Source organism: Pseudomonas sp. LB-090624 (assembly GCF_003205205.1).
Taxonomy (GTDB): domain Bacteria; phylum Pseudomonadota; class Gammaproteobacteria; order Pseudomonadales; family Pseudomonadaceae; genus Aquipseudomonas.
On record NZ_QJRL01000021.1, the window covers coordinates 1 to 23,053 of the forward strand.

General features: G+C 63.8%; 19 protein-coding genes. 9 read left to right on the forward strand and 10 right to left on the reverse strand.

All coding sequences use genetic code 11. From position 1 onward, the window contains the following. The coding region (locus DMX11_RS18215) for a phosphonoacetaldehyde phosphonohydrolase-related protein (RefSeq protein ID WP_110745776.1) at positions 1-472 on the forward strand (472 nt) is incomplete at its 5' end. A 122-nt stretch (positions 473-594) separates the two neighbouring features. After that, the gene (locus tag DMX11_RS18220) at positions 595-858 is read left to right on the forward strand and encodes a DUF4404 family protein (RefSeq protein ID WP_019471256.1); all 264 of its coding nucleotides are present in this window, start codon (positions 595-597) and stop codon (positions 856-858) included. Between the two features lie 59 nt (positions 859-917). Here DMX11_RS18220 and queF read toward each other — a convergent pair whose 3' ends face one another. Then, positions 918-1,748 (reverse strand): NADPH-dependent 7-cyano-7-deazaguanine reductase QueF, encoded by an 831-nt coding sequence (gene queF, locus DMX11_RS18225; RefSeq protein WP_110745777.1) that lies wholly within the window; start codon positions 1,746-1,748, stop codon positions 918-920. Between the two features lie 68 nt (positions 1,749-1,816). Then, positions 1,817-2,344, reverse strand: coding sequence for a plastocyanin/azurin family copper-binding protein (locus tag DMX11_RS18230; protein WP_110745778.1), 528 nt, complete (start codon positions 2,342-2,344; stop codon positions 1,817-1,819). A 159-nt stretch (positions 2,345-2,503) separates the two neighbouring features. On the opposite strand from DMX11_RS18230, the gene cinR reads away from it, so the two are divergent. Both cinR and DMX11_RS18240 read left to right on the forward strand, forming a co-directional pair. Next, positions 2,504-3,184 (forward strand): two-component system response regulator CinR, encoded by a 681-nt coding sequence (gene cinR / locus DMX11_RS18235; RefSeq protein ID WP_110745779.1) that lies wholly within the window; start codon positions 2,504-2,506, stop codon positions 3,182-3,184. After that, a complete protein-coding gene (locus DMX11_RS18240; RefSeq protein WP_110745780.1) occupies positions 3,181-4,533 on the forward strand; it encodes a heavy metal sensor histidine kinase in 1,353 nt (450 codons plus the stop codon). The genes cinR and DMX11_RS18240 overlap by 4 nt, the downstream gene beginning before the upstream one ends. A gap of 85 nt (positions 4,534-4,618) precedes the next feature. Here DMX11_RS18240 and DMX11_RS18245 read toward each other — a convergent pair whose 3' ends face one another. The 3 genes from DMX11_RS18245 to DMX11_RS18255 all read right to left on the reverse strand — a co-directional run bounded on the left by DMX11_RS18245 (position 4,619) and on the right by DMX11_RS18255 (position 7,863). Continuing rightward, a complete protein-coding gene (locus tag DMX11_RS18245; RefSeq protein WP_110745781.1) occupies positions 4,619-5,860 on the reverse strand; it encodes a lipoprotein-releasing ABC transporter permease subunit in 1,242 nt (413 codons plus the stop codon). Positions 5,861-5,921: 61 nt separating this feature from the next. Further along, positions 5,922-6,605: a lipoprotein-releasing ABC transporter ATP-binding protein LolD gene (lolD, locus tag DMX11_RS18250; RefSeq protein WP_177410762.1), complete on the reverse strand. Its 684-nt coding sequence runs from the start codon at positions 6,603-6,605 to the stop codon at positions 5,922-5,924. Positions 6,606-6,612: 7 nt separating this feature from the next. Continuing rightward, a complete protein-coding gene (locus DMX11_RS18255) occupies positions 6,613-7,863 on the reverse strand; it encodes a lipoprotein-releasing ABC transporter permease subunit (protein ID WP_110745783.1) in 1,251 nt (416 codons plus the stop codon). 93 nt (positions 7,864-7,956) lie between these two features. Between DMX11_RS18255 and DMX11_RS18260 the strand changes: the two genes are divergently transcribed. Both DMX11_RS18260 and DMX11_RS18265 read left to right on the forward strand, forming a co-directional pair. Then, complete coding sequence (locus tag DMX11_RS18260) at positions 7,957-8,541, forward strand: PilZ domain-containing protein (RefSeq protein ID WP_110745784.1); 585 nt, start codon at positions 7,957-7,959, stop codon at positions 8,539-8,541. A 31-nt stretch (positions 8,542-8,572) separates the two neighbouring features. Further along, on the forward strand, positions 8,573-9,295 hold the full coding sequence (locus DMX11_RS18265) for a glycerophosphodiester phosphodiesterase (RefSeq protein ID WP_110745785.1): 723 nt from the start codon (positions 8,573-8,575) through the stop codon (positions 9,293-9,295). Between the two features lie 42 nt (positions 9,296-9,337). Here DMX11_RS18265 and sthA read toward each other — a convergent pair whose 3' ends face one another. From sthA to DMX11_RS18280, 3 genes are all read right to left on the reverse strand, one after another. Then, the gene (gene sthA, locus DMX11_RS18270; RefSeq protein ID WP_110745786.1) at positions 9,338-10,732 is read right to left on the reverse strand and encodes a Si-specific NAD(P)(+) transhydrogenase; all 1,395 of its coding nucleotides are present in this window, start codon (positions 10,730-10,732) and stop codon (positions 9,338-9,340) included. 204 nt (positions 10,733-10,936) lie between these two features. Beyond that, positions 10,937-11,935 (reverse strand): FAD:protein FMN transferase, encoded by a 999-nt coding sequence (locus DMX11_RS18275; protein WP_110745787.1) that lies wholly within the window; start codon positions 11,933-11,935, stop codon positions 10,937-10,939. A gap of 156 nt (positions 11,936-12,091) precedes the next feature. Further along, positions 12,092-13,555, reverse strand: coding sequence for a glyceraldehyde-3-phosphate dehydrogenase (locus tag DMX11_RS18280; protein ID WP_110745788.1), 1,464 nt, complete (start codon positions 13,553-13,555; stop codon positions 12,092-12,094). A gap of 167 nt (positions 13,556-13,722) precedes the next feature. Here DMX11_RS18280 and mfd point away from each other — a divergent pair, with 167 nt between their 5' ends. From mfd to DMX11_RS18295, 3 genes are read left to right on the forward strand one after another with little or no spacing between them, the layout of a single operon-like run. Beyond that, positions 13,723-17,172, forward strand: coding sequence for a transcription-repair coupling factor (mfd, locus tag DMX11_RS18285; protein ID WP_110745789.1), 3,450 nt, complete (start codon positions 13,723-13,725; stop codon positions 17,170-17,172). 9 nt (positions 17,173-17,181) lie between these two features. Beyond that, the gene (locus DMX11_RS18290; protein WP_110745790.1) at positions 17,182-17,754 is read left to right on the forward strand and encodes a CsiV family protein; all 573 of its coding nucleotides are present in this window, start codon (positions 17,182-17,184) and stop codon (positions 17,752-17,754) included. Between the two features lie 4 nt (positions 17,755-17,758). Beyond that, positions 17,759-21,076 (forward strand): DEAD/DEAH box helicase, encoded by a 3,318-nt coding sequence (locus DMX11_RS18295; protein ID WP_110745791.1) that lies wholly within the window; start codon positions 17,759-17,761, stop codon positions 21,074-21,076. Between the two features lie 64 nt (positions 21,077-21,140). Here DMX11_RS18295 and nagZ read toward each other — a convergent pair whose 3' ends face one another. Both nagZ and DMX11_RS18305 read right to left on the reverse strand, forming a co-directional pair. Further along, on the reverse strand, positions 21,141-22,139 hold the full coding sequence (nagZ, locus tag DMX11_RS18300) for a beta-N-acetylhexosaminidase (RefSeq protein WP_177410764.1): 999 nt from the start codon (positions 22,137-22,139) through the stop codon (positions 21,141-21,143). 84 nt (positions 22,140-22,223) lie between these two features. Continuing rightward, positions 22,224-22,931 (reverse strand): TetR/AcrR family transcriptional regulator, encoded by a 708-nt coding sequence (locus tag DMX11_RS18305; RefSeq protein WP_110745793.1) that lies wholly within the window; start codon positions 22,929-22,931, stop codon positions 22,224-22,226. Between the last annotated feature and the right edge of the window lie 122 nt (positions 22,932-23,053).

Below are 23,053 nucleotides of genomic sequence, written 5' to 3' on the forward strand. Positions count from 1 at the left end.
CGCCCTGGCCACCCTCGCCAGCCTGCGCCAGCGCCAGGTGCCGTGCATCTGGCTGGATGACCTGAACAGCACGCAAAGCAAGCGCCTGGCCCATGTGCTGCCAGCCTGGCTGCCCGGCCACTCGGTCAATGGCGTGCGCTGGCCGGCACCAAATGCCTGCTGGCAGGCATTGATGAGCCTCGACAGCGAGCGCCTCGATGGCTGCGTGCTGGTCAGCGGCGACCCGAGTCTGCTGCAGTCAGGCCTCAACGCAGGCTTATGGACAGTGGGGCTGGCCGCCTGCAGCCCGTTTTGCGACCGCACTTCCCAGCAATGGCAAGCCCTGAGCCCCCAGGAACAGGACCTTGCCCGTGGCAAGGCGACCCTGGAGCTGTTCAGCCTGGGCGTGCACTCGGTGATCGACCATCTGGAAGCACTGGACACCTGCCTGCAGGACATCGCCCTGCGCCGGCGCAAAGGTGAAAAACCCTGAAACAGCAGCCTTGACGCGGATCATGCAAAGCAACGCCAGGTGGATTACGCTGAACACAGGCCAGAACCTTTGCCGCTTCGCTGAGGTCCATGGCTAGCCAAGCCATTGATGGAGAAATGCCAATGCCTGCCCGCGAATTGCAAGAGCGCCTGAACAGCTTGCGCGAGCAACTGGACCGCAACGTACCGCTTTCGGAAGACGAACTGGCTGCGCTGCACGAAGAAGCGCGCCAGATCGAAGCGCAACTGAAACTCGAGGAAGCCACACCGGACAATAACCTGGTGGATGGCGTGAACCTGGCCATCGAACGCTTCGAGGCCGACCACCCCGACCTCACCGCCACCCTGCGCAGCATTGCCAACTCGCTGCACAGCATGGGGATCTGAGCTGTCCTGTGCCCGCTGTGGGGGCGGGTAAACTGCCCCCACAGCGGGCCACTGGCACCTTACTGCCGGACCAGCCGCGTGTTCTCCGGGTTGATCGCTCGGGTACTGCGGTACGGGTTGATATCCAGCCCGCCCCGGCGCACATACCGCGCATACACCGTCAGATACTCCGGCTGCAGCAGGTTCTTCAAGTCCAGGTAAATGCGCTCTACACACTGCTCATGGAAGTCGGCATGCTGGCGGAAGCTGATCAGGTAGGTCAGCAGGCTGGCGTGGTCCAGCGCCCTGCCCTTGTACTCGACCACCACGCTGCCCCAGTCCGGCTGGCCGGTCACCGGGCAGTTGGACTTCAGCAGGTGGCTGTGCAAGGTTTCTTCCACCACGCGCTCCGGGTTGCAGCGCAGCAGCCCTGGCTGCGGGTGCTCGTAGTTGCTGATGGCAACGTCCAACGCATCGATGCACAGCCCCGGCAAGGCCACCACGCCCTGGGCCTCGACCTCGGCCAAGGTACGCACCTTCACGCTAACCGGCTTGCCGGCGGCGGCAGACAGGTCCTTCTCCAGGCAGCCCTGCAATTCGCCCAGCGACGCGAACATTGTCTGGTTCAGCGAGTTGAGGTACAGCTTGAACGACTTGGACTCGATGATATTCGGCGAGTCGGCCGGGATGGCGAACTCGCCGATCGCCACCACCGGCTTGCCCGACGGCAGCAGCCAGCTGAGTTCGAAGCAGTTCCAGTAATCCACGCCCTGCCACGGCAAGGTCTGGGCAGTGACGCCCAGCTCGGCCCACTTGGCGGTACGGGGGATCGGGAACAGTTGCTCCGGGGAGTAGGTGGCAATGTATTCGCTGGATTTGCCCAGCGGCGAGTGTTCGGCAGCAGGATGCATGGAAACTGACCTAGAGGTTCGAAATTGCCCCTAGTCTACCGGTTTTGCACCCCGCCTTGCAGGGCCAGTCACTCGATGGTCAGCGCCCCGACCATGCCCGCCTGGTAATGCCCCGGCACGTTGCAGGCGAACTCGATGGGTGCCGACTTATGGAAGCTCCAGGTCAGTTCGGCACGCTGGCCGGGCATGACCAACACGGTATTGCCGTCCCCGTGGCCATGGCCGCCGCCGTGAGCCATCGAGTGGCCGTGGCTCATCATCTGGCTGTGATCCATGCCTTCATGGTTCATGCCCTCGGTGAACATCTTGCCCTGCATGGCGACCATCTCCTTCTGGTGCTCGGCATGCATGGCCTTGTCGCCAAGGTTGAACTCGTGTGGCAGCTTGCCTTCGTTGACCAGCACGAAGCGCACCGTCTCGCCGGCTTTTACCTGCAGGTTTTTGGGCTCGAAGGCAATGTCCCTCAGCACCACATTGACCGTGCGGGTGGCCTTGGCGGCCGGCGCCGGCTCGCCGAAGGCGAAGGGTTGCGCCTCACCGGCAAAGGTCGGCAGGCTGGCCAAGGCAAGGGTGGCGGCGACGAACAGGCGTTTCATGATGACTCCGGTAATACATAGCGGGATGACGCCACATTAGTCAGCGGCGACTGGCAGCTACCTGACGGGAAGATTACAACTTTGTCAGCTTGGGCGAGCCGGCACTTCGTCACGTATCATTTCAACATCACTCGGTCCCTGTGGGAGTCAAGCCACCCAATGAAACTGCTGATCGTCGAAGACCAGGCCCGCACCGGCCAGTACCTGAGCCAGGGCCTGAGCGAAGCCGGCTTTGCCACCGAGCTGGCCACCGATGGCGAGACCGGCCAGTTCCTGGCCCTGACCGGCGACCACGACCTGCTGATCCTCGACGTGATGCTGCCCGGCCGTAACGGCTGGCAGATTCTCCAGGCCGTGCGCCAGGCCGGCCTGGACACGCCGGTACTGTTTCTGACCGCCCGCGACGCTGTCGATGACCGCGTGCACGGCCTGGAACTGGGCGCCGACGATTACCTGGTCAAGCCGTTCGCCTTTTCCGAACTGCTGGCCCGGGTACGCAGCCTGCTACGCCGGGGCTCCAGCCCCAGCCTGGACACCCTCCTGAGCCTGGCCGACCTGCGCCTGGACCTTATCCGCCGCCGCGCCGAACGCGCAGGCAGCCGCATCGACCTGACCGCCAAGGAGTTCGCCCTGCTCGAACTGCTACTGCGCCGCCAGGGCGAAGTGTTGCCAAAATCGCTGATCGCCTCGCAGGTCTGGGACATGAACTTCGACAGCGATACCAACGTGATCGAGGTAGCGATCCGCCGCCTTCGCCTGAAAATCGACGACCCGCACCCCACCAAGCTGATCCACACCGTACGCGGCATGGGCTATGTCATGGAAGAGCGCCCCGAATGATGCGCAGGGTTTCCCTCGGCACTCGTCTGGCACTGCTGTTCGCCGCCTGCACCGCCGCCGTTTCGCTAGGCGCCGGCCTGTTGTTCAGCCAGGCCAGCGAGCAGCACTTCGTCGAACTTGACCAACAACTGCTGGACTCGCGACTTTCACTGTTGCGCACCCAACTGGCTGGCATTTCCAACCCAACCGAGCTGCAGGTACGCCTCCCCGCCTTACGCGATGAGCTGAGCCACCAGGCTGACCTGGCCGTGCGCATCAGCGGCAACGACGGCACCACCTGGTTCGAAAGCCGCACCGGGCTGCCACCGGCACCGCTCCGCGCCGGGCTGGCCACCCTGCATGCACACGGCACCGACTACCGCAGCCTGGCCGTACACCTGGCTCAAGGCGCGGCACAGTCGCCGCAGCTGACGTTGTACCTCGACATCACCCACCACCAGCACTTCCTGCAAGGCATGCAACGCCTGATCTGGCTGACTGTCGGCCTTTCAGCGCTAGTCACCGCGCTGCTCGGCGCTTGGGCGGTACGCCGCGGCCTGCGCCCGCTACGGCAGATGGGCCAGGTGGCCGCCAGCGTGTCGGCGCGCTCCCTCACCACACGCCTGCCAGTGGCACAGATGCCCGAGGAGCTGGCCGAGCTGGCCACCAGCATGAATGCCATGCTGCAGCGCCTGGACGATGCCTTCCAGCGCCTGTCGGCGTTTTCCGCCGACATTGCCCACGAACTGCGCACGCCGCTGTCGAACTTGCTGACCCATACCCAGGTCACCCTCACCCGCCCACGTAGCCTCGAGGAGTATCGCGAAGCACTGCATGGCAACCTGGAAGAACTGCAGTGGATGGCCCAGATGATCAACGACATGCTGTTCCTGGCCAAGGCCGACCACGGCTTGCTAGTACCTGGCCAAGCACCTTTGGCGCTGCATGAGGAGGTGGATGCCCTGCTGGAGTACTACGCGCCGCTGGCCGAAGACAGCCATGTCCAAATGCTGCGCGAGGGTGAAGCCGTGTTGCTGGGCGACCGGCATATGCTGCGCCGGGCGCTGTCCAACCTGCTGGATAACGCCCTGCGCTTTACCCCGACGGGCGGGCAAGTAAGGGTAACGCTGAAGCCTGGGCCAAGCATCAGCGTGGCCAATACCGGGCCGCCCATCGCGCCAGCTGCTTTGCCGCGGCTGTTCGACCGCTTCTACCGCGTGGACCCTGCGCGGCGCGAAGGCAGTAGCGAGCATGCGGGGTTGGGCTTGGCGATTACCCGCTCGATCGTGCAGGCCCATGGCGGATGCATTCGAGCGGAGTGCGACGGTGGGTGGACCCGATTCATGATCGAGTTCGCTCAAGATCGGTAAAAGTGGGGCTGCCCGGCAGCCCATCGTCGGCAAACCCCACCACAGGGCCGCAAGCCCAGAGCCCGCGCCGTAGCTGTGGTCTACCTCAAACCGCCAGGCCAATCGCCGGCTGCACCTGCGACGCCCGATAAGCCGGGTAAATGGTCGCGAGGAAGCTCATCACCAGCCCTGCCGTGCAGATCATCGCCACATCACCCCACTGCAACTGCGACGGCAAGCTGCTGACGAAGTACACATCCGAAGTGAAGATATGCTGCCCGCTCACCCGCTCCAGCCAGCCGACGATCTGGCTGACATTGAACGCCGCAATAACCCCCAGCACGCCACCAATCAGCGTGCCGACAATACCGATCAAGCTGCCCTGGACCATGAAGGTACCCATGATCTGCGCCGGCGTGGCGCCCAGGGTGCGCAAAATGGCAATGTCCGGCCCCTTGTCGTTCACCACCATCACCAGGGTGGCGATGATGTTGAACGCCGCCACCGCGATGATCATCATCAACAGCAGGCCGATCATGGTCTTTTCCATCTTCATCGCACTGAACAGGCTGCCCTGGGTGTGCGACCAGTCATCGGCGCGGAACGCGTCGCCCAAACCGGCGGCGATAGCCTTGGACACCTGCGGCGCGGCGTACAGGTCGTGCAACTTGAGGCGCACGCCCTGCACCTGGCCTGGCGCCCAGCGCTGCATCTCGGCGGCATCGGCCACATGGATATAGGCCTGCGAACCGTCCAGTTCGGCGCCCACCTTGAAGATACCCACCACTGTCAGGCGCTGCATGCGCGGGGTGATACCACCCGGCTCCTTGCTGATTTCCGGAACGATCAGGGTCAGCTTGTCGCCGGTGTTCAGGCGAAAACGCCGAGCCGTCAGCTCGCCGATGACCACGCCGAACTCACCCGGCTGCAGGTCCTGCAGACGGCCCTGGACGATGTGCTGGCCGACAATCGAAACCTTGCCTTCCTCGGCGGGGTCGATACCGCCCACCTGAATAGGCTGCATCGCGCCCTTGTACGAGAGCATGCCTTCCATCTCGGTAATGGGCGCCGCAGCCATTACCGCCGGGTTCTGCATGGCCGCGTCAGCCACCTTGTGCCAGTCGTCCAGCGGCTGTACGCCAAGGATGGCGGCGTGCGGCACCAGGCCGAGAATGCGCGAGCTCATTTCACGCTGGAAGCCGTTCATGACCGACAGCACCACGATCATCGCCAGCACGCCCAGCGACAGGCCAATCATCGAGGTCATCGAAATGAACGAAATGAAGTGGTTGCGGCGCTTGGCTCGGGTGTAGCGCGCGCCGATGAAAATGGGCAAGGGTCTGAACATGTACGGAGTCACCCAGTAAAAACAGGAAAACGGGGCAGCACGTGCCACCCCGGGCAGTCGATCAGATAGCCACCAGGTGGCCGTCGTCGAGCTTCAATACACGGTCCATCTGCCGCGCCAGGTTAAGGTCGTGGGTGACCACCAGGAACGCCGTGCGCGAGGAACTGGACAGCTCCTGCATCAGCTCCTGGATGCCTTGGGCGGTATGGTGATCGAGGTTGCCGGTCGGCTCGTCGAGCATCACCAGGCCAGGGCGGTTGACCAGTGCCCGGGCAATTGCCACGCGCTGACGCTCGCCGCCGGAAAGCTCGGCCGGCTTGTGGTTCAGCCGGTGGCCCAGCCCCACGCGCTTGAGCAGCGCCTGGGCACGCTCACGCGCCTCGGGAATGGGCGTGCGGCCGATCAGCAGGGGCATGCACACGTTCTCGATGGCGGTGAACTCAGGCAGCAGGTGGTGGAACTGGTAGACAAAGCCCAGCTCACGGTTGCGCAGCAGGCCACGGGCACGCTCGCCCAGCGCCGACAGCTCTTCGCCAGCCAGCCAGACACTGCCCTGCGTCGGCCGATCGAGGCCGCCCAGCAGGTTGAGCAAGGTGCTTTTGCCGGAGCCTGAGCTACCGACGATCGCTATGCGCTCACCGGCGTGCAGTTCAAGGTTGAGGCCGGCCAGTACCTGGACCGACTCCGGGCCCTCGTCGTAGGACTTGCCCAGGTTGCGGCAACTCAGAACGGCTTTATCACTCATGCGCGACTCACTCATAACGTAGCGCCTCTGCAGGCTGGGTGCGCGCCGCACGCCAGGCCGGGTACAGGGTGGCGAAGAAACTCAGGACCAGCGCCGCACCACAGACCATGTACACGTCTTGTGCCTGGATCTGCGACGGCAGGTAATCGATGAAATACACGTCGGCGTTGAGGAACTTGTGCCCGATCAGTTTCTCGATGCCGGCAATTGCGGCACTGACATTCAGCGCCGCAAGAATGCCGACCACCGCGCCGATCAGGGTACCGATCACCCCGATCACCGTGCCCTGCACCATGAAGATGAGCATGATCTGCCCGGGCGTGGCGCCTAGGGTGCGCAAGATCGCGATGTCGCCACGCTTGTCGTTGACCACCATCACCAGGGTGGAAATGATGTTGAACGCCGCCACCGCCACGATCAGCAGCAACAACAGGCCGATCATGGCCTTTTCCATGCGGATTGCCTGGTAGAGGTTGCCGTGGGTACGGGTCCAGTCGCGGCTGTAGTACTCCTGGTCACCCAACTGCTGGGCGATGCTCCAGGCCACTCGCGGCGCCTGGAACAGGTCGTCGAACTTCAGGCGCAGGCCCTGCACCTGGTCGGGTTTCCAACGGTGCAGGCGGGACAGGTCGCTGATGTTGGTCAGCCCCAGGTAGCCGTCGATCTCGCCTGCACCCACGTGGAAGGTACCGACCACGGTGAAGCGCTTCATGCGCGGGAACATGCCGGCCGGCGTCACGCTGACCTCGGGGGCGACGAAGGTGAGCTTGTCACCAATGGCCACGCCCAGCTTGGCCGCCGCCTTGTCGCCGATCATGATCCCCCACTCGCCCGGCGCCAGCTGGTCCAGGCGGCCCTGCAGAACGAAGTTGTCGATAATCGACACCTCGCGTTCGCGGGCCGGGTCGATGCCGTTGAGCAGTACTTTCTGCACCTTGCCGTCATGGGTCAGCAGGCCCTGCATCTGGGTGAACGGCGCAACCGCCAGCACCTGCGGATTCTGCTTTACTTGTTGGGCAAGGGCCTGCCAGTCGCCAATGGGCTGGCCGCTCTCCAGCGTGGCATGAGGGATCATGCCCAGCACGCGAGTACGCATCTCGTGGTCGAAGCCGTTCATGACCGACAGCACCACGATCATCACCACCACGCCCAAGGCGAGGCCGATCATCGAGGTCAGGGAAATGAACGAGACGAAATGATTGCGTCGTTTGGCACGGGTATAACGCGTGCCGATGAATGCGAAAAGAGGTCTGAACATGTCGGGGCTTGTTCGGATGAAAGGGAACGTCCTTGTGGCGAGGCGCCTACGGCGGCTTTACACTCGGACCACCGCCGCTACCTTGGGTTCGCCATGACGACATTAGACGAAGAAGATCGCCGCGAATACTACCGCATCGAAGATCGGATCGCACTTCAAATAAGCCCCCTCAGCGCGGCCGAAGCCCTTGAGCCAGATGTATTGCAAGATGATTCCCCGCTGTTCAACCTGCTCAGCGAGCTGCACCTGTCCGACTTCGAGTCGCAGCACCTGCTGCGCCAGCTCAGCGACAAGGACCGTACCCTCGCGGCCTTTCTGCGTGCGCAGAACAAACGCCTCGACCTGCTCAGCGCGGTCGTTGCGCAATCCCTGCTCGGCGAAGTGGGCAAGCCCCAGCCGGTGATCATCTCCGAGGGCGGCATCGAGTTTGCCCAGCCCACGCAAATCGCCCCGGACACCCAGGTAAAAGTGAAAATGGTGCTGATGCCGCGCGCCCATGGCCTGCTGCTGCGCGGCAAGGTCACCCATTGCGACCCGCGCCCGGACGGCAGCTACGAGGTCGGCACCGAGTTCATCGACATGACCGACGCCCAACGGCAACTGCTGGCCCGCTACATTCTGCAGCGTCAGCAACAGCAACGGCGTCAGCAGCTGGAACAGAACGACCCCTCCTCTTGAGCCCATATTTCTCTGATTTGAAGGAACGAACGTGACCCTGATCTACGGCCATCGCGGCGCCAAGGGCGAAGCACCCGAGAACACCCTGAAGAGCTTCCAGCAATGCCTGGCCCACGGCGTGACGCGCTGCGAGCTGGACCTGCACCTGTCATCCGACAACGAGCTGATGGTGATCCACGACCCCACCCTCAAGCGCACCACTGGCCGGCGCGGCAAAGTGGTCGAGCACCCGGCCGCCGAGCTGGTGAAGATCGACGCACGCAAAGGCGGGCCGGGCCATGTACAGCCCTGCACGATCCCGAAACTGGAAGAACTGTTCGAGAAATGCCCGTTCGATCACTGGCAACTGGAAGTGAAAAGTGCTTCGCGCACCCGCGCCGCCACCACGGTGCTGGCGATTCGTGAACTGGCCCAGCAGTACGGCTTGCTGGACAAGGTGACGATCACCTCCAGCTCACGCGAAGTACTGGGTGCCGCCCTGGAGCTGGTGCCGGACGTGAAACGTGGGCTGGTAGCCGAATACGCCTGGCTCGACCCGCTGAAAGTGGCGCAGAACTACGGCTGCGACCTTCTGGCCCTGAACTGGACGCTGTGCACCCCCGAGCGCCTGCTGAAAGCGCAGGGCCAGGGTTTGCACGTGTCGGTGTGGACGGTCAACGAGCCGGCACTGATGCGCCGGCTTGCTGACTTTGGCGTGGACAGCCTGATTACAGACTTTCCCGGTTTGGCCAAGACCACCCTCGGGCAGGGTTGAAATCGGTCTCTCCGACCGGCTCAGGCCACCGGTCGGAGCCGCTCAAAAAAGCCGGTTCAGACCGTCGTAGGCAGCTACCCGATAGGCTTCAGCCATGGTCGGGTAGTTGAACGTGGTATTGACGAAATACTTCAGGTTGTTCTGCTCACCCGGCTGGTTCATGACCGCCTGCCCGATGTGAACGATCTCCGACGCCTGGTAGCCAAAGCAGTGCACGCCCAGCACTTCCAGCGTCTCGCGATGGAACAGGATCTTCAGCATGCCTTGCGGCTCGCCGGCGATCTGCGCACGCGCCATGCTCTTGAAGAAGGCCTTGCCCACTTCGTACGGCACCTTGGCCTGGGTCAGCTCCTGCTCGTTCTTGCCGATCGAGCTGATTTCCGGAATGGTGTAGATGCCGGTCGGCACGTCGTTGACGAAGCGCCAGCTGCCATTGTCGACGATGCTGCCAGCAGCCGAGCGTCCCTGGTCGTGGGCAGCACTGGCCAGGCTTGGCCAGCCGATCACGTCACCAGCGCCGTAGATGTTCGGCACGCTGGTGCGGTAGGCCTCGTCAACTTCGATCTGGCCACGGCTGTTGACCTTGATGCCGATGTTTTCCAGGCCCAGCTTGTCGGTGTTGCCGGTACGGCCGTTGCACCACAGCAAGGCGTCGGCCTTGATCTTCTTGCCCGACTTCAGGTGCAGGATCACCCCATTGTCCAGGCCTTCGACGCGCTCATACTCTTCGTTGTGGCGCACGGTGATGTTGTTGTTGCTGAAGTGGTAGCTCAGCGCCTGGGAAATTTCCGAATCGAGGAAGCTCAGCAGCTGGCCACGGTTATCGACCAGCTCCACCAGCACACCCAGGCCGCTGAAGATCGACGCGTATTCGCAACCGATCACACCGGCGCCGTACACGATGAGCTTGCGCGGGGTGTGGCTGAGGCTGAGGATGGTGTCGCTGTCGTAGACCCGCGGGTGGTGGAAGTCGATGTCGGCCGGGCGGTACGGGCGCGAGCCGGTAGCGATGATGATGTGCTTGGCGTTGAGTTTTTCGACCACGCCATTCGGGCACACGACTTCTACAGTCTGCTCGTCGGCGAAGCTGCCGGTGCCGAAGAACAGGTCAACGCGGTTCCGGGCGTAGTAGCCGGTGCGCGAAGCCACTTGCTTGGCGATGACCTTCTCGGCGCTTTTCAGCACGTCCGGGAACGAGAACCAGCGCGGCTCACCGATGGCGCGGAACATCGGGTTGGTGTTGAACTGCATGATCTGCCGCACCGAGTGACGCAGTGCCTTGGACGGGATGGTGCCCAGATGGGTGCAGTTGCCCCCGACCTGGCGACGGCTATCGACCATCGCCACCTTGCGCCCTGCTTTGGCGGCGTTCATTGCCGCGCCTTCACCGGCCGGGCCGGAACCCAGCACCACTACGTCGTAGTTGTAGACAGCCATGCGTACTCCTTCAGAACTGGCCCGCAAGCCACGGTCGCTCGCGGGGCGCGATCATGCCGCCGGGGCGTCATGAGAAAATTCGGGTGCAGTCTAATCAAGCGTGAACGCCGCGCACATTAACCCTTGGTCGCGTCGTAGGCCAATTTCGCCCGCACTACATATGCTTTACCCATTCCCTGGCGGCAATCATCCCTGCTTGTGCTTTCACTCGCCTTTCACCGCCCGTTCGAACGCAGGCGTAGCTCGGGAGACGAAGCCACCCTCTGCCCGAGTCACCAAAACTGCGGCCAGGCCATGCGCCAAGGCAAAATCCCAGCCACGCTCGGGGCCCAGGATCAGCAGCATCGTCGAATAGCCGTCGGCTTGCAGTGCCGAGGCATCAAGCACGGTGACGGCGGCAAGGTCGTGGTCGACCGGGCGCCCGAGGCGGGCATCGAAGGTGTGCGAATAGCGCCGGCCATTCTCCTCGAAATAATGCCGATAGTCACCCGAGGTTGATACTGAAAGGCCATTGACGGGGATGATCTGGCGAGCGATCTGGCGGTCTTCGCGCGGCAGCTCCAGGGCAATGCGCCAAGCGCTGCCATCGGGCTTGCGGCCAACCGCTTTCAGCTCGCCGGTGGCTTCGGCGACAAAACTGGCCACGCCCATGGCCTGCAGCCGGGCGGCGATCAGGTCGACCGCGTGGCCGGCGGCGACACTGTTGAAGTCGAGCTGCACCGGGGCATCCTTGCACAGAGCCTGGCCTTCGGTGTGCAAATGCCGATAGCCCACGCGCTGACGAACCTGGGCCAAGGCCTGCGCGTCGGGCACCTGCTCGTGGCGGGCCTGGGGGCCAAAGCCCCACAGGTCGAGCAACGGCTCGACGGTAAGATCGTAAGCACCGTCGCTTTGTTCGGCCAGGTGCAGGCCGAAGTTGACCAGCTCGAGCATGTTGGACGGCAGGGCCAGGCACTGGTTGGCAGGCAACTGGTTGAACTGGCTGACGATAGAATCGCCGCGGTAGGTCGAATAGTGCCGGTCGATTTCATCAAGGATGGTTTCGACCGCTGCCTGCACCTGGGCCGGCGCTGGGCCACCGGGTTCACGGACATACTGAATGCTGTAGCTACTGCCCATGGTCGGCCCACCCAGGCGCTCCAGGGTGGGGCCTTGATTGCAGGCGGTGAGCAGCAGGAGGAGGAACAGTATGGCTGTGCGCAAGGTTCGGTTCCTGGGTGCTTGGCTTTGGCTTTGTGGTATGGCGTATATCGAGCGCCGCCCGCGCGGCGCTCGATCTCATAGGCACCACACACCCCACGGCAAGCAAAAAAAACGGGAACCCGAAGGTTCCCGTTTTTTTATTGCCTTACAAGCGAATCAGTGTGGAAACGCTGGCGGGTTCACACCGGCCATGTCTTCCATCACACGAACCACCTGGCAGCTGTAACCGAACTCGTTGTCGTACCAGACGTACAGAACAACGCGGTTGTCGTTGGCGATGGTCGCTTCAGCGTCAACCACACCGGCATGGCGCGAGCCGACGAAGTCGGTCGAAACCACTTCCTGGGAAGCGACGTAGTCGATCTGCTTGTGCAGCTCCGAGTGCATCGCGGTCTGGCGCAGGTACTCGTTGATCTCGTCGCGAGTAGTGGCCTTTTCCAGGTTCAGGTTGAGGATGGCCATCGATACGTTCGGCGTCGGTACGCGAATGGCGTTACCGGTCAGCTTGCCCTTCAGCACTGGCAGTGCCTTGGCGGCAGCGGTAGCGGCGCCGGTTTCGGTGATGACCATGTTCAGCGGCGCGGCACGGCCACGGCGGCTGCCCTTGTGGAAGTTGTCGATCAGGTTCTGGTCGTTGGTGAACGAGTGAACGGTTTCGACGTGGCCGTTGACGATGCCGTACTGGTCGTTGATGGCCTTGAGCACCGGCACGATGGCGTTGGTGGTGCAGGACGCCGCGGAGATGATCTTGTCATCGGCAGCGATGTCGCCGTGGTTGATGCCGTGCACGATGTTCTTCAGCGCGCCCTTGCCAGGTGCGGTGAGGATCACGCGGGCAGCGCCCGGGCAGGCCAGGTGCTGGCCCAGGCCGTCGGCATCACGCCATACGCCGGTGTTGTCGACGATCAGCGCGTTTTCGATACCGTACTGGGTGTAGTCGACTTCGCTCGGGCTCTTGGCGTAGATAACCTGGATCAGGTTGCCGTTGGCGGTAATGGTGTTGTTGGCTTCGTCGATGGTGATGGTGCCATCGAAGGGACCGTGTACCGAGTCACGACGCAGCAGGCTGGCACGCTTGACCAGGTCGTTCTCGGCGCCTTTGCGCACGACGATGGCACGCAGGCGCAGGCCGTCGCCACCACCGGTCTTCTCGATCAGGATGCGCGCCAGCAGGCGGCCGATGCGGCCGAAGCCGTACAGTACGACGTCGGTGCCCTTGCGCGCCGAAGCGTTCTGCTGGCCAACCACTTCGGCCAGTTCTTCACGGACGAACTGCTCGGCAGTGCGGCCATTGCCTTCCTGCTTGAACTTGTTGGCCAGCTTGCCCAGGTCAACCGAAGCGGCGCCCAGTTTCAGCTCGCTCATGGCCTTGAGCAGGGGGAATGTCTCGTGGACGGACAGCTCGGTTTCGTCGGTTTGACGGTGACGCGCAAAGCGGTGCGCCTTGAGGATCGAGATAACCGAACGGTTGATCAGGCTGCGGCCATAGATCGAGCTCACCACATTGTTGTTGCGGTAGAGCTGACCGATAAGCGGGATCATCGCTTCAGCCAGGGCTTCACGATCAATCCACTCACCAAGACACTGGTCGGGCTTCTGAGTCACGGGAACCTTCCACATGTAGGGACAGAAAAAAGGGGCTACATTATGACGCCCCAGCGCGGAACCGGCAATGAGCGCCTGTCGCGGCGACGCAAGCCAGCGTTCATGCCCTATCGAGCCTGACAGCCGGCACCGTCACCGGTACAATCGGTCTCTTTGCCGCAACGCTTGGAGTGCAATCTCCCGTGTCAGTTCTGCGCCTACCGCAAATGTCGGCCACGGCCGGCAAACAAACCTGGGGCAACCTGCCCGGTGCCGCCCTTAGCCTGGCCATCGCCGAGGCCGCCAGCAACGCTGGCCGCTTCACCCTGTTGCTGACAGCCGACAGCCAGGCCGCCGACCGCCTGGAACAGGAGCTGCGCTTCTTTGCTCCGGACCTGCCGGTGCTGCCGTTCCCGGATTGGGAAACCCTGCCCTACGACCTATTCTCGCCGCACCAGGACATCATCTCCCAGCGCATCGCCAGCCTGTACCGCCTGCCGGAGCTGAGCCACGGCATCCTCGTGGTGCCCGTCACCACCGCCCTGCACCGCCTGGCGCCCACGCGTTTCTTGCTGGGCAGCAGCCTGGTGCTGGATGTGGGCCAGACCATCGACGTGGAGCAGATGCGCACGCGACTGGAGGCCAGCGGCTACCGTTGCGTCGACACCGTCTACGAGCACGGTGAATTCGCCGTGCGCGGCGCACTGATCGACCTGTTCCCGATGGGCAGCAAGCTGCCCTACCGCATCGACCTGTTCGATGACGAGATCGAGACCCTGCGCACCTTCGACCCCGAGACCCAGCGCTCGATCGACAAAGTCGACTCGGTGCGCCTGCTGCCAGCGCGCGAGTTCCCGATGCAGAAAGAGGAGGTCACCCGCTTCAAAGCGCGCTTCCGCGAGCGGTTCGACGTCGACTTCCGCCGCAGCGCGATCTTCCAGGACCTGGCCAGCGGCATCATCCCCGCGGGTATCGAGTACTACCTGCCACTGTTCTTCGAAGAAACCTCGACCCTGTTCGACTACCTGCCGGCGAACACCCAAGTGTTCTCGCTGCCTGGTGTGGAGCAAGCCGCCGAGCACTTCTGGAACGACGTGCGCGGGCGCTACGAAGACCGCCGCGGCGATCTCAGCCGGCCGCTGTTGCCGCCGGCCGAGCTGTTCCTGCCGGTGGAGGACTGCTTTGCCCGGCTCAAGCAATGGCCGCGGGTTGTGGTCAGCAGCGAAGACCTGGACCCCGGCACGGGCCGCGAGCGCTTCCCCGCCCGCGCCCTGCCCAACCTGGCTATCGAAGCCAAGGCCAGCCAGCCGCTGGCCGAGCTGGCCAACTTCCTCGACCAGTTCCCCGGCCGCGTGCTGTTCACGGCCGAATCGGCGGGCCGCCGCGAAGTGCTGCTGGAGCTGCTTGAACGGCTGAAACTGCGCCCGCATACCGTAGACGGCTGGGACGACTTCGTTACCGGCAGCGAGCGCCTGGCAATCACCATCGCCCCATTGGACGAAGGCCTGCTGCTGGACGACCCAGGCCTGGCCCTGATCGCCGAAAGCCCGTTGTTCGGCCAGCGGGTGATGCAGCGCCGGCGCCGTGACAAACGTGGCGAAACCGCCAATGACGCGGTGATCAAGAACCTCACCGAACTGCGTGAAGGCGCACCGGTGGTGCACATCGACCATGGCGTAGGGCGCTACCTGGGCCTGGCCACGCTGGAAATCGACGGCCAGGCCGCCGAGTTCCTCACCCTGGAATACGCCGAGAACGCCAAGCTGTACGTGCCGGTGGCCAACCTGCACCTGATCGCCCGCTACACCGGCAGCGACGATGCCTTGGCACCGCTGCACCGGCTCGGCTCGGAAGCCTGGCAGAAGGCCAAGCGCAAGGCCGCGGAACAGGTGCGCGACGTAGCGGCCGAGCTGCTCGACATCTATGCCCGCCGCGCGGCGCGCAAGGGTTACGCGTTTGCCGATCCGTCCGCCGACTACGCCACCTTCAGCGCCGGCTTCCCGTTCGAGGAAACCCCCGACCAGCAAGCCGCCATCGAAGCCGTACGTGCCGACATGCTGGCGCCCAAGCCGATGGACCGCCTGGTGTGCGGTGACGTCGGCTTCGGCAAGACCGAAGTGGCCATGCGCGCCGCGTTCATTGCCGTGCACAGCGGCCGTCAGGTCGCCGTACTGGTGCCCACCACCCTGCTTGCGCAGCAGCACTACAACAGCTTCCGCGACCGCTTTGCCGACTGGCCGGTGACGGTGGAAGTGATGAGCCGCTTCAAGTCAGCCAAGGAGGTGGCTGCCGCAGCGGCCGACCTGGCCGAAGGCAAGATCGACATCCTGATCGGCACCCACAAGCTGCTGCAGGACGATGTGCGCTTCAAGGACCTGGGCCTGGCCATCATCGACGAAGAGCACCGCTTCGGCGTACGCCAGAAGGAGCAATTGAAGGCCCTGCGCAGCGAGGTCGACATCCTTACCCTGACCGCCACGCCGATCCCGCGCACGCTGAACATGGCGGTAGCGGGCATGCGCGACCTGTCGATCATCGCCACGCCGCCGGCACGCCGCCTGTCGGTGCGCACCTTCGTCATGGAGCAGAACAAGAGCACGGTCAAGGAGGCGCTGCTGCGCGAGCTGCTGCGCGGTGGCCAGGTGTACTACCTGCACAACGATGTGAAAACCATCGAGAAATGTGCCGCCGACCTTGCCGAGCTGGTGCCTGAGGCGCGTATCGGCATCGGCCACGGCCAGATGCGCGAGCGCGAACTGGAACAGGTGATGAGTGACTTCTACCACAAGCGCTTCAACGTGCTGGTAGCCTCGACCATCATCGAAACCGGTATCGACGTTCCCAGCGCCAACACCATCGTCATCGAGCGTGCCGACAAGTTCGGCCTGGCCCAGTTGCACCAGCTGCGCGGCCGGGTTGGCCGTAGCCACCACCAGGCCTACGCCTACCTGCTCACGCCCACCCGGCAGAAGGTCAGCGCCGACGCCGAAAAGCGCCTGGAGGCGATTGCCAACACCCAGGACCTTGGCGCCGGCTTCGTGCTGGCCACCAACGACCTGGAAATCCGCGGTGCCGGCGAGCTGCTGGGCGAAGGCCAGAGCGGGCAGATCCAGGCGGTGGGCTTCACCCTGTACATGGAAATGCTCGAACGCGCGGTCAAGGCGATCCGCAAGGGCACCCAGCCCAACCTCGAGCAGCCGCTGGGCGGTGGCCCGGAGATCAACCTGCGACTGCCGGCGCTGATCCCCGAGGATTACCTGCCCGACGTGCATGCACGGCTGATCCTTTACAAACGCATTGCCTCGGCCGCCGACGAAGAGGGCCTGAAGGACCTGCAGGTCGAGATGATCGACCGGTTCGGCCTGCTCCCGGAGCCGACCAAGAACCTGATGCGCCTGACTTCGCTGAAACTGCACGCGGAAAAGCTCGGCATCAAGAAAGTCGATGCCGGCCCCAATGGCGGCAAGCTCGAGTTCGAGGCCGAGACCCCGGTCGACCCGCTGACCCTGATCAAGCTGATCCAGGGCCAGCCCAAGCGTTACAAGTTCGAAGGCGCGACCCAGTTCCGCTTCCTGGTGCCAATGGAACGCCCCGACGAACGATTCAATACCCTGGAGGCGCTGTTCGAGCGCCTGACCCCACAGCCTGCCTAAGGAAGATCCATGCGTGCCATCCGTTGCCTGACCCTGCTGCTGGCGCTGTTCGCCCCGGCCGCCTTCGCCGAAGGCATGTATCAGGTAGAAATGATTCTGGTGCGGCAGAACAGCGTGCCCGCCTTCACCAGCCCGTTCGCCCCGGAAGACTGGAGTGCCGGCGCCCCGCGCCTGGAGAAGGACGCCGAACGCCGCCTTGGGCTGGAAGACGAAGCCACCCGGCTGGAGGCCACCGCCGACTACACCGTGCTGATGCACAAGGCCTGGCAGCAGCAGGTTGGCAGCGAACCCAGCCGCATCGCCCTGGGCGAAGGCACCGAGCAGTTCGGACACTTCCCCATCGAAGGCAACCTGAGCATCGCCGAAGGCCGCTTCATAGCGGTCGAGGCCAACTTCTGGGTCAACCAGCTGGACGGTAACGGCAGCGTGCTGCAAAGCGAGCAGTTCAAGCAGAGCAACAGCAACGTCAAGGGCGGCCAGCTGACCTTCCTCGACGGCGGGCACCTGGCGGTACTGCTGAAGGTGACGCCACCGGGTACGCCGAAAATGCCGGTGATGGACCCGGAGATGATGGAGCAGTAAACGGATGACGCAAGATGCCGCCGCGCTGGTGAACACATACCCGAACTGGACCCAGTCGTTCAGCAAGGCAACCCTGCAACGCGGTGAGCATTATGCCGAGGAAGGCCGTGTCGAACTGGAGGGTATTTACCAACAGACGATTACAGCCAGTTGCCGCGGGAGCGGCGCCAACATCTACCAGCAAACCATCGACCTGCATGTCGCGGGCGGCCGCTGTCACGTGCAGGGCGAGTGCGATTGCCCCGTACGGCAGAACTGCAAGCACTGCGCCGCCGTCCTGTTCTGCATAAGCGACCCCAGCTCGGGCACTCAGGGGGCGCAAGCCACCTCAGGCACCTTGTCTGCCGAGTTGCAACACTGGCTGAGCGGCCTGGAACAGGCGCCAGCCAAAGCCGGCACAGCCGACGACAAACGCGGGCGCATGGTGTGCTATCAGCTGCAACCGACTGATGATGCCGGCTGCTCGTTACTGGTTCGCAAGGGAACGCGCAGTGAAGACGGCATCCGCTTCAGCCGCGTTCAGTCACTTTATGATTTTCTCTACGAGCCACCGCGCTTCGTGACGGAAGAAGACACCCGCATTCTGCGGCTGCTTTCGGCCCTGAATCAGGGGGGCGGCCAGGATCGCGGCTACAAACTCAAGGGCCTGGAAGGTGGCGAACTGTTCCAGCGCGCCCTTGAAACCGGGCGCATGTTCTTTGATGCCGACTTACCGCCACTTCGCGAGGGCCCGGTGCGCCATGCCGAGTTTCGCTGGGTACGCCTGGAAAACGGTAATTACAGGGGCCTGTGGTACAGCGGCGAGGAAATGCTGCGCTGCGTTATCCCTCTGCTGCCGCTGTACTACTTCGATGCGCTGACAAGCGAAGTGGGCAAGGTCGAACACAGCCTTGATCCACACGTTGCCGTGCAACTGACCATCGCTCCCGATGTCCCGGAACACCTGGTCGTACCCCTCAGTCACAAGCTCAACGCCCTGAGCCACAAGGTACCAACTCCCACACCGGTGCAAGAACAATTGCTCGAGGGTATCCAGCCAAAGGCACTGCTTGCCCTTGGCAGCCTCGAATACACCGCCTACATGCCGAAAACCGGGCGCATGCAACGGCAAATGCAACATCGCGCGGCATTGGCGTTCGAGTATGACGGCCTGCAAGCCAGCGGCAGCGATGAGAAGCCATTGACCCGCCTGACGGGCAGTACCAGCCAGCGCATTCGCCGCCAGCCCCAGGCTGAACACGCGCTGCGCAAGACACTGCGCGACTTCGGTTTCAAGCCCGCCACCCGGCAGAGCAAAGCCCTGCCCGACAGTGCCGGCGAGATGTATCAACTGACTGACGACGAAGCCTGGCTGCGTTTTGCCCGCGAAGGCCTGCCGCGCCTGCGTGAAGCCGGTTGGAACATCGACATCCATCGTGATTTCGCCTTCAACCTGCAGGAGGTGGACGACTGGTACGCGACCATCGATGAAGCCCCCGGCCATGAATGGTTCGACCTGGAGCTGGGGATCGTGGTCGATGGCCAGCGCCACAGCCTGCTGCCGATCGTGCTACAACTGCTGCGCAGCAGCCCAGAATTGCTGCGCCCCAGTGAACTGGCCCGGCGCAGTGACGACGAGCACTTGCTGATCGACCTCAACCGCGGCCGCCTGGACGCCCCAGCCCTGCGCGTAGCCCTGCCCTATGGCCGCTTCAAGGCAGTCATGGGCACCCTGGGCGAACTGTACCTGCACGAAGCCACGGCCGGCCCGAGCCTGCGCCTGGAGCGCGCCGATGCTGCGCGCCTGAACGACATAGAAGGCCTGCCCCTGCACTGGGAAGGTGGCGAGCATGTGCGCGACCTGGGCCGCCGCCTGCGTGACGCCCGCGACCTGCAAGTGGCGCCACCCGGCGGGTTGCAGGCCAGCTTGCGCCCTTACCAGCAACAGGGCCTGAACTGGCTGCAGGCCCTTCGCGAGATGGGCACCGGCGGCATCCTCGGCGACGACATGGGCCTGGGCAAGACCCTGCAGGCCTTGGCCCACCTGCTGCTGGAGAAAGAGTCAGGGCGCCTAGGCACGCCGGCGCTGGCAGTGATGCCGACCAGCCTGATCCCCAACTGGCTGGACGAAGCCCAACGCTTTGCCCCCGCCTTGCGCGTGCTGGCCCTGCACGGGCCGGGGCGCAGCAAGCACTTTGCCAAGCTGCATGAATACGACCTGGTCCTGACTACCTACGCGCTGATGCCGCGCGATCTCGAACACCTGCGCGCCCACGCCTGGCACGTACTGGTCCTGGACGAAGCGCAGAACATCAAGAGCAGCACCAGCAAGGCGGCCCTCGCCATCTGCGAACTGCAGGCCACCCAGCGCGTCTGCCTGACCGGCACACCGATGGAAAACAACCTGGGCGAGCTGTGGTCGATCTTTCACTTCCTGATGCCCGGCTGGCTGGGGGATCTCAAGCGTTTCAACCAGGACTACCGCACGCCGATCGAGCGCCACGCCGACAGTGAGCGCATGGCCCACCTGGCCAGCCGCATCCGCCCGTTCCTGTTGCGCCGAACCAAGGAACAGGTGGCCACCGAACTGCCGGCCAAGACCGAGATGGTGCACTGGGTCGAACTCAGCGACGCCCAGCGCGACACCTATGAAGCTGTGCGCGTGGCCATGGACCAGAAGGTCCGCGACGAAATCGCCCGCAATGGCGCCGCGCGCAGCCAGATCGTCATCCTCGACGCACTCCTCAAGCTGCGCCAGGTCTGCTGCGACCTGCGCCTGGTCAAGGGCGCGGAAAGCAAGGGCAACCAAGCCGACAAGGGCAAGCTCGGCGCGCTGCTGGAAATGCTTGAAGAGCTGCTTAGCGAAGGCCGCCGGGTGCTGCTGTTCTCGCAGTTCACTTCGATGCTGGCATTGATCGAGCAAGAGCTGGAAAAGCGCCAGATCCGCTACAGCCTGCTGACGGGCGACACCCGCGACCGACGGACGCCGGTGCAGCAATTCCAGCAAGGTGACAGCGAGGTCTTTTTGATCAGCCTCAAGGCCGGGGGCGTAGGCCTGAACCTGACGGCAGCGGACACGGTGATTCACTACGACCCATGGTGGAACCCGGCCAGCGAAAACCAGGCTACCGACCGCGCCTACCGCATTGGCCAGGACAAGCCGGTGTTTGTGTTCAAGCTGATCACCCGGGGCACGGTGGAAGAAAAGATCCAGTTGCTGCAGCAGGAGAAGGCAGCCCTGGCGGCCAGCTTGCTGGATGGCGGCCAGGCTGGGCAGTGGCGCATGGGGGATGAAGAGATCGAGGCGTTGTTTGCGCCATTGCCAGGCAAGCGCGGGCGGTAATCCAGCCTTTTGCTCTGCCTATCCTGGCCTCTTCGCGGGCATGCCCGCGAAGAGGCCGAGGCAGTCAATCGACCAGCTGGGCTTCCCTCAACGCCCCCAACGCCGCCAGCCACCGCGGCTGCTGGCGATAATCGGTGCGGGCATAGCCCTGACCCCGCATCCGCGCAATCCTCCGCGACGGCTTGACCTTCATCCGCTGCGCCGCACTCAGCGCCAGTTCCGCTGCTGCCCGGTCATTGCACACCAAGCCCATGTCACAGCCAGCACTCAACGCTGCTTCGATACGGCTGGCGGCATCACCCACCACGTGCGCACCGGCCATCGACAGGTCGTCACTGAAGATCACCCCGTCAAAGCCCAACTCGCCACGCAGGATGTCCTGCAACCAGCGCCGCGAGAATCCGGCTGGCTGGTTGTCGACTTGCGGGTAGATGACATGCGCCGGCATCACGGCGGCCAACTGCCCGCTCAGGCGGCTGAACGGCACCAGATCGGCCTGGCGCAGTTGCTCCAGGCTGCGCTCGTCGGTAGGAATGGCCACATGCGAGTCAGCCTCGGCCCAGCCATGCCCGGGGAAATGCTTGCCGCAGGCCGCCATGCCTGCCGCATTCATGCCACGGATGAACGCCCCGGCCAACTGCGTGGCACGCAGCGGGTCACCCTCGAAGGCCCGGCTACCCACCACGGCGCTGCGCTGGTGATCGAGGTCGAGCACTGGCGCAAAGCTCAGGTCCAGACCGACCGCCAGCACTTCGGTCGCCATCAGCCAGCCACACTGCTCGGCCAGGTACTCGGCATTGTCGTTGTCAGCCAGCGCGCGCATGGCCGGCAGGCGTACAAAGCCTTGACGCAGACGCTGCACGCGGCCGCCCTCCTGGTCCACTGCAAGAATCAGTTCAGGGCGGATGGCGCGGATGGAAGCACACAGCTCACGCACCTGGCGCGGGCTGTCGATGTTGCGGGCAAAGATGATCAGGCCAGCGACTTCAGGCTGGCGCAGCAGGTGGCGGTCTTCGGCGGTCAGCCATTTACCGGCAATATCCACCATCAAGGAGCCTTGCAGGCTGACGGTCATGGGTAATCCTTCTTTGAAGACTGAACAAAAGCGGCGCTAGCTTAGCCCAAGCAGCCCCGCTGCGCCCAGCCTTCAGGCCTTGGCCGTGGCAGTACCGGCCTTGCTGCGCGGGCGGAGCTGCGCAGTGGCCATGGCGTCGTCGGTGACACCGCTGTCGGCGCGCATGCCCGCCGCCAGGAACGGCACCATCAGGCGCATCACCTGCTCGATAGAGGTGTTGATGCCGAAATCGGTCTCGGCAATGGCCCTCAAGGCCTTGATACCCGACATGCTGAAAGCGGCGGCACCCAGCATGAAGTGGACACGCCAGAACAGCTCCAGCGGGGGAATACGGGGGGCGGCTTCGTTGACGAGGAGCATGTAGCGGCGGAATACCTTGCCGTACATGTCTTCCAGGTAGCGCCGCAGGTGGCCCTGGCTCTGGCTGAAGGCCAGCCCCAGCAGGCGCATGAAGATCGACAGGTCGTTGTTGCTGCGCGGCTGCACGGCCAGCGCCTGTTCCACCAGCATTTCCAGCAGCTCTTCAAGGCTGGGCTTGTGCTCCGGCTTGGCCTGGCGCCGCTCCAGTTCACGCTCGAGGCTGGCGCAGAACGGACCGAGGAAACGCGAGAAAACTGCCTGGATCAACGCCTTCTTGGAGCCGAAATGATAGTTGACCGCCGCCAGGTTGACCCCGGCCTTGCTGGTAATCAGCCGCAACGAGGTCTCGGCGAATCCCCTTTCCGCGAACAGCTGCTCGGCAGCATCGAGAATGCGTTCAACGGTTTCCGATTGGGCCATGACTACTCCGACTACTCCGCCAGACAAACAGGTGTTTGAAACATACGTTTCAGCCCTGCATCTGTCAAGGCTCCGTGACCAGCCGGTCGCCATTTAAAAGCGCCGGGTGGCCAGCTGCAAGT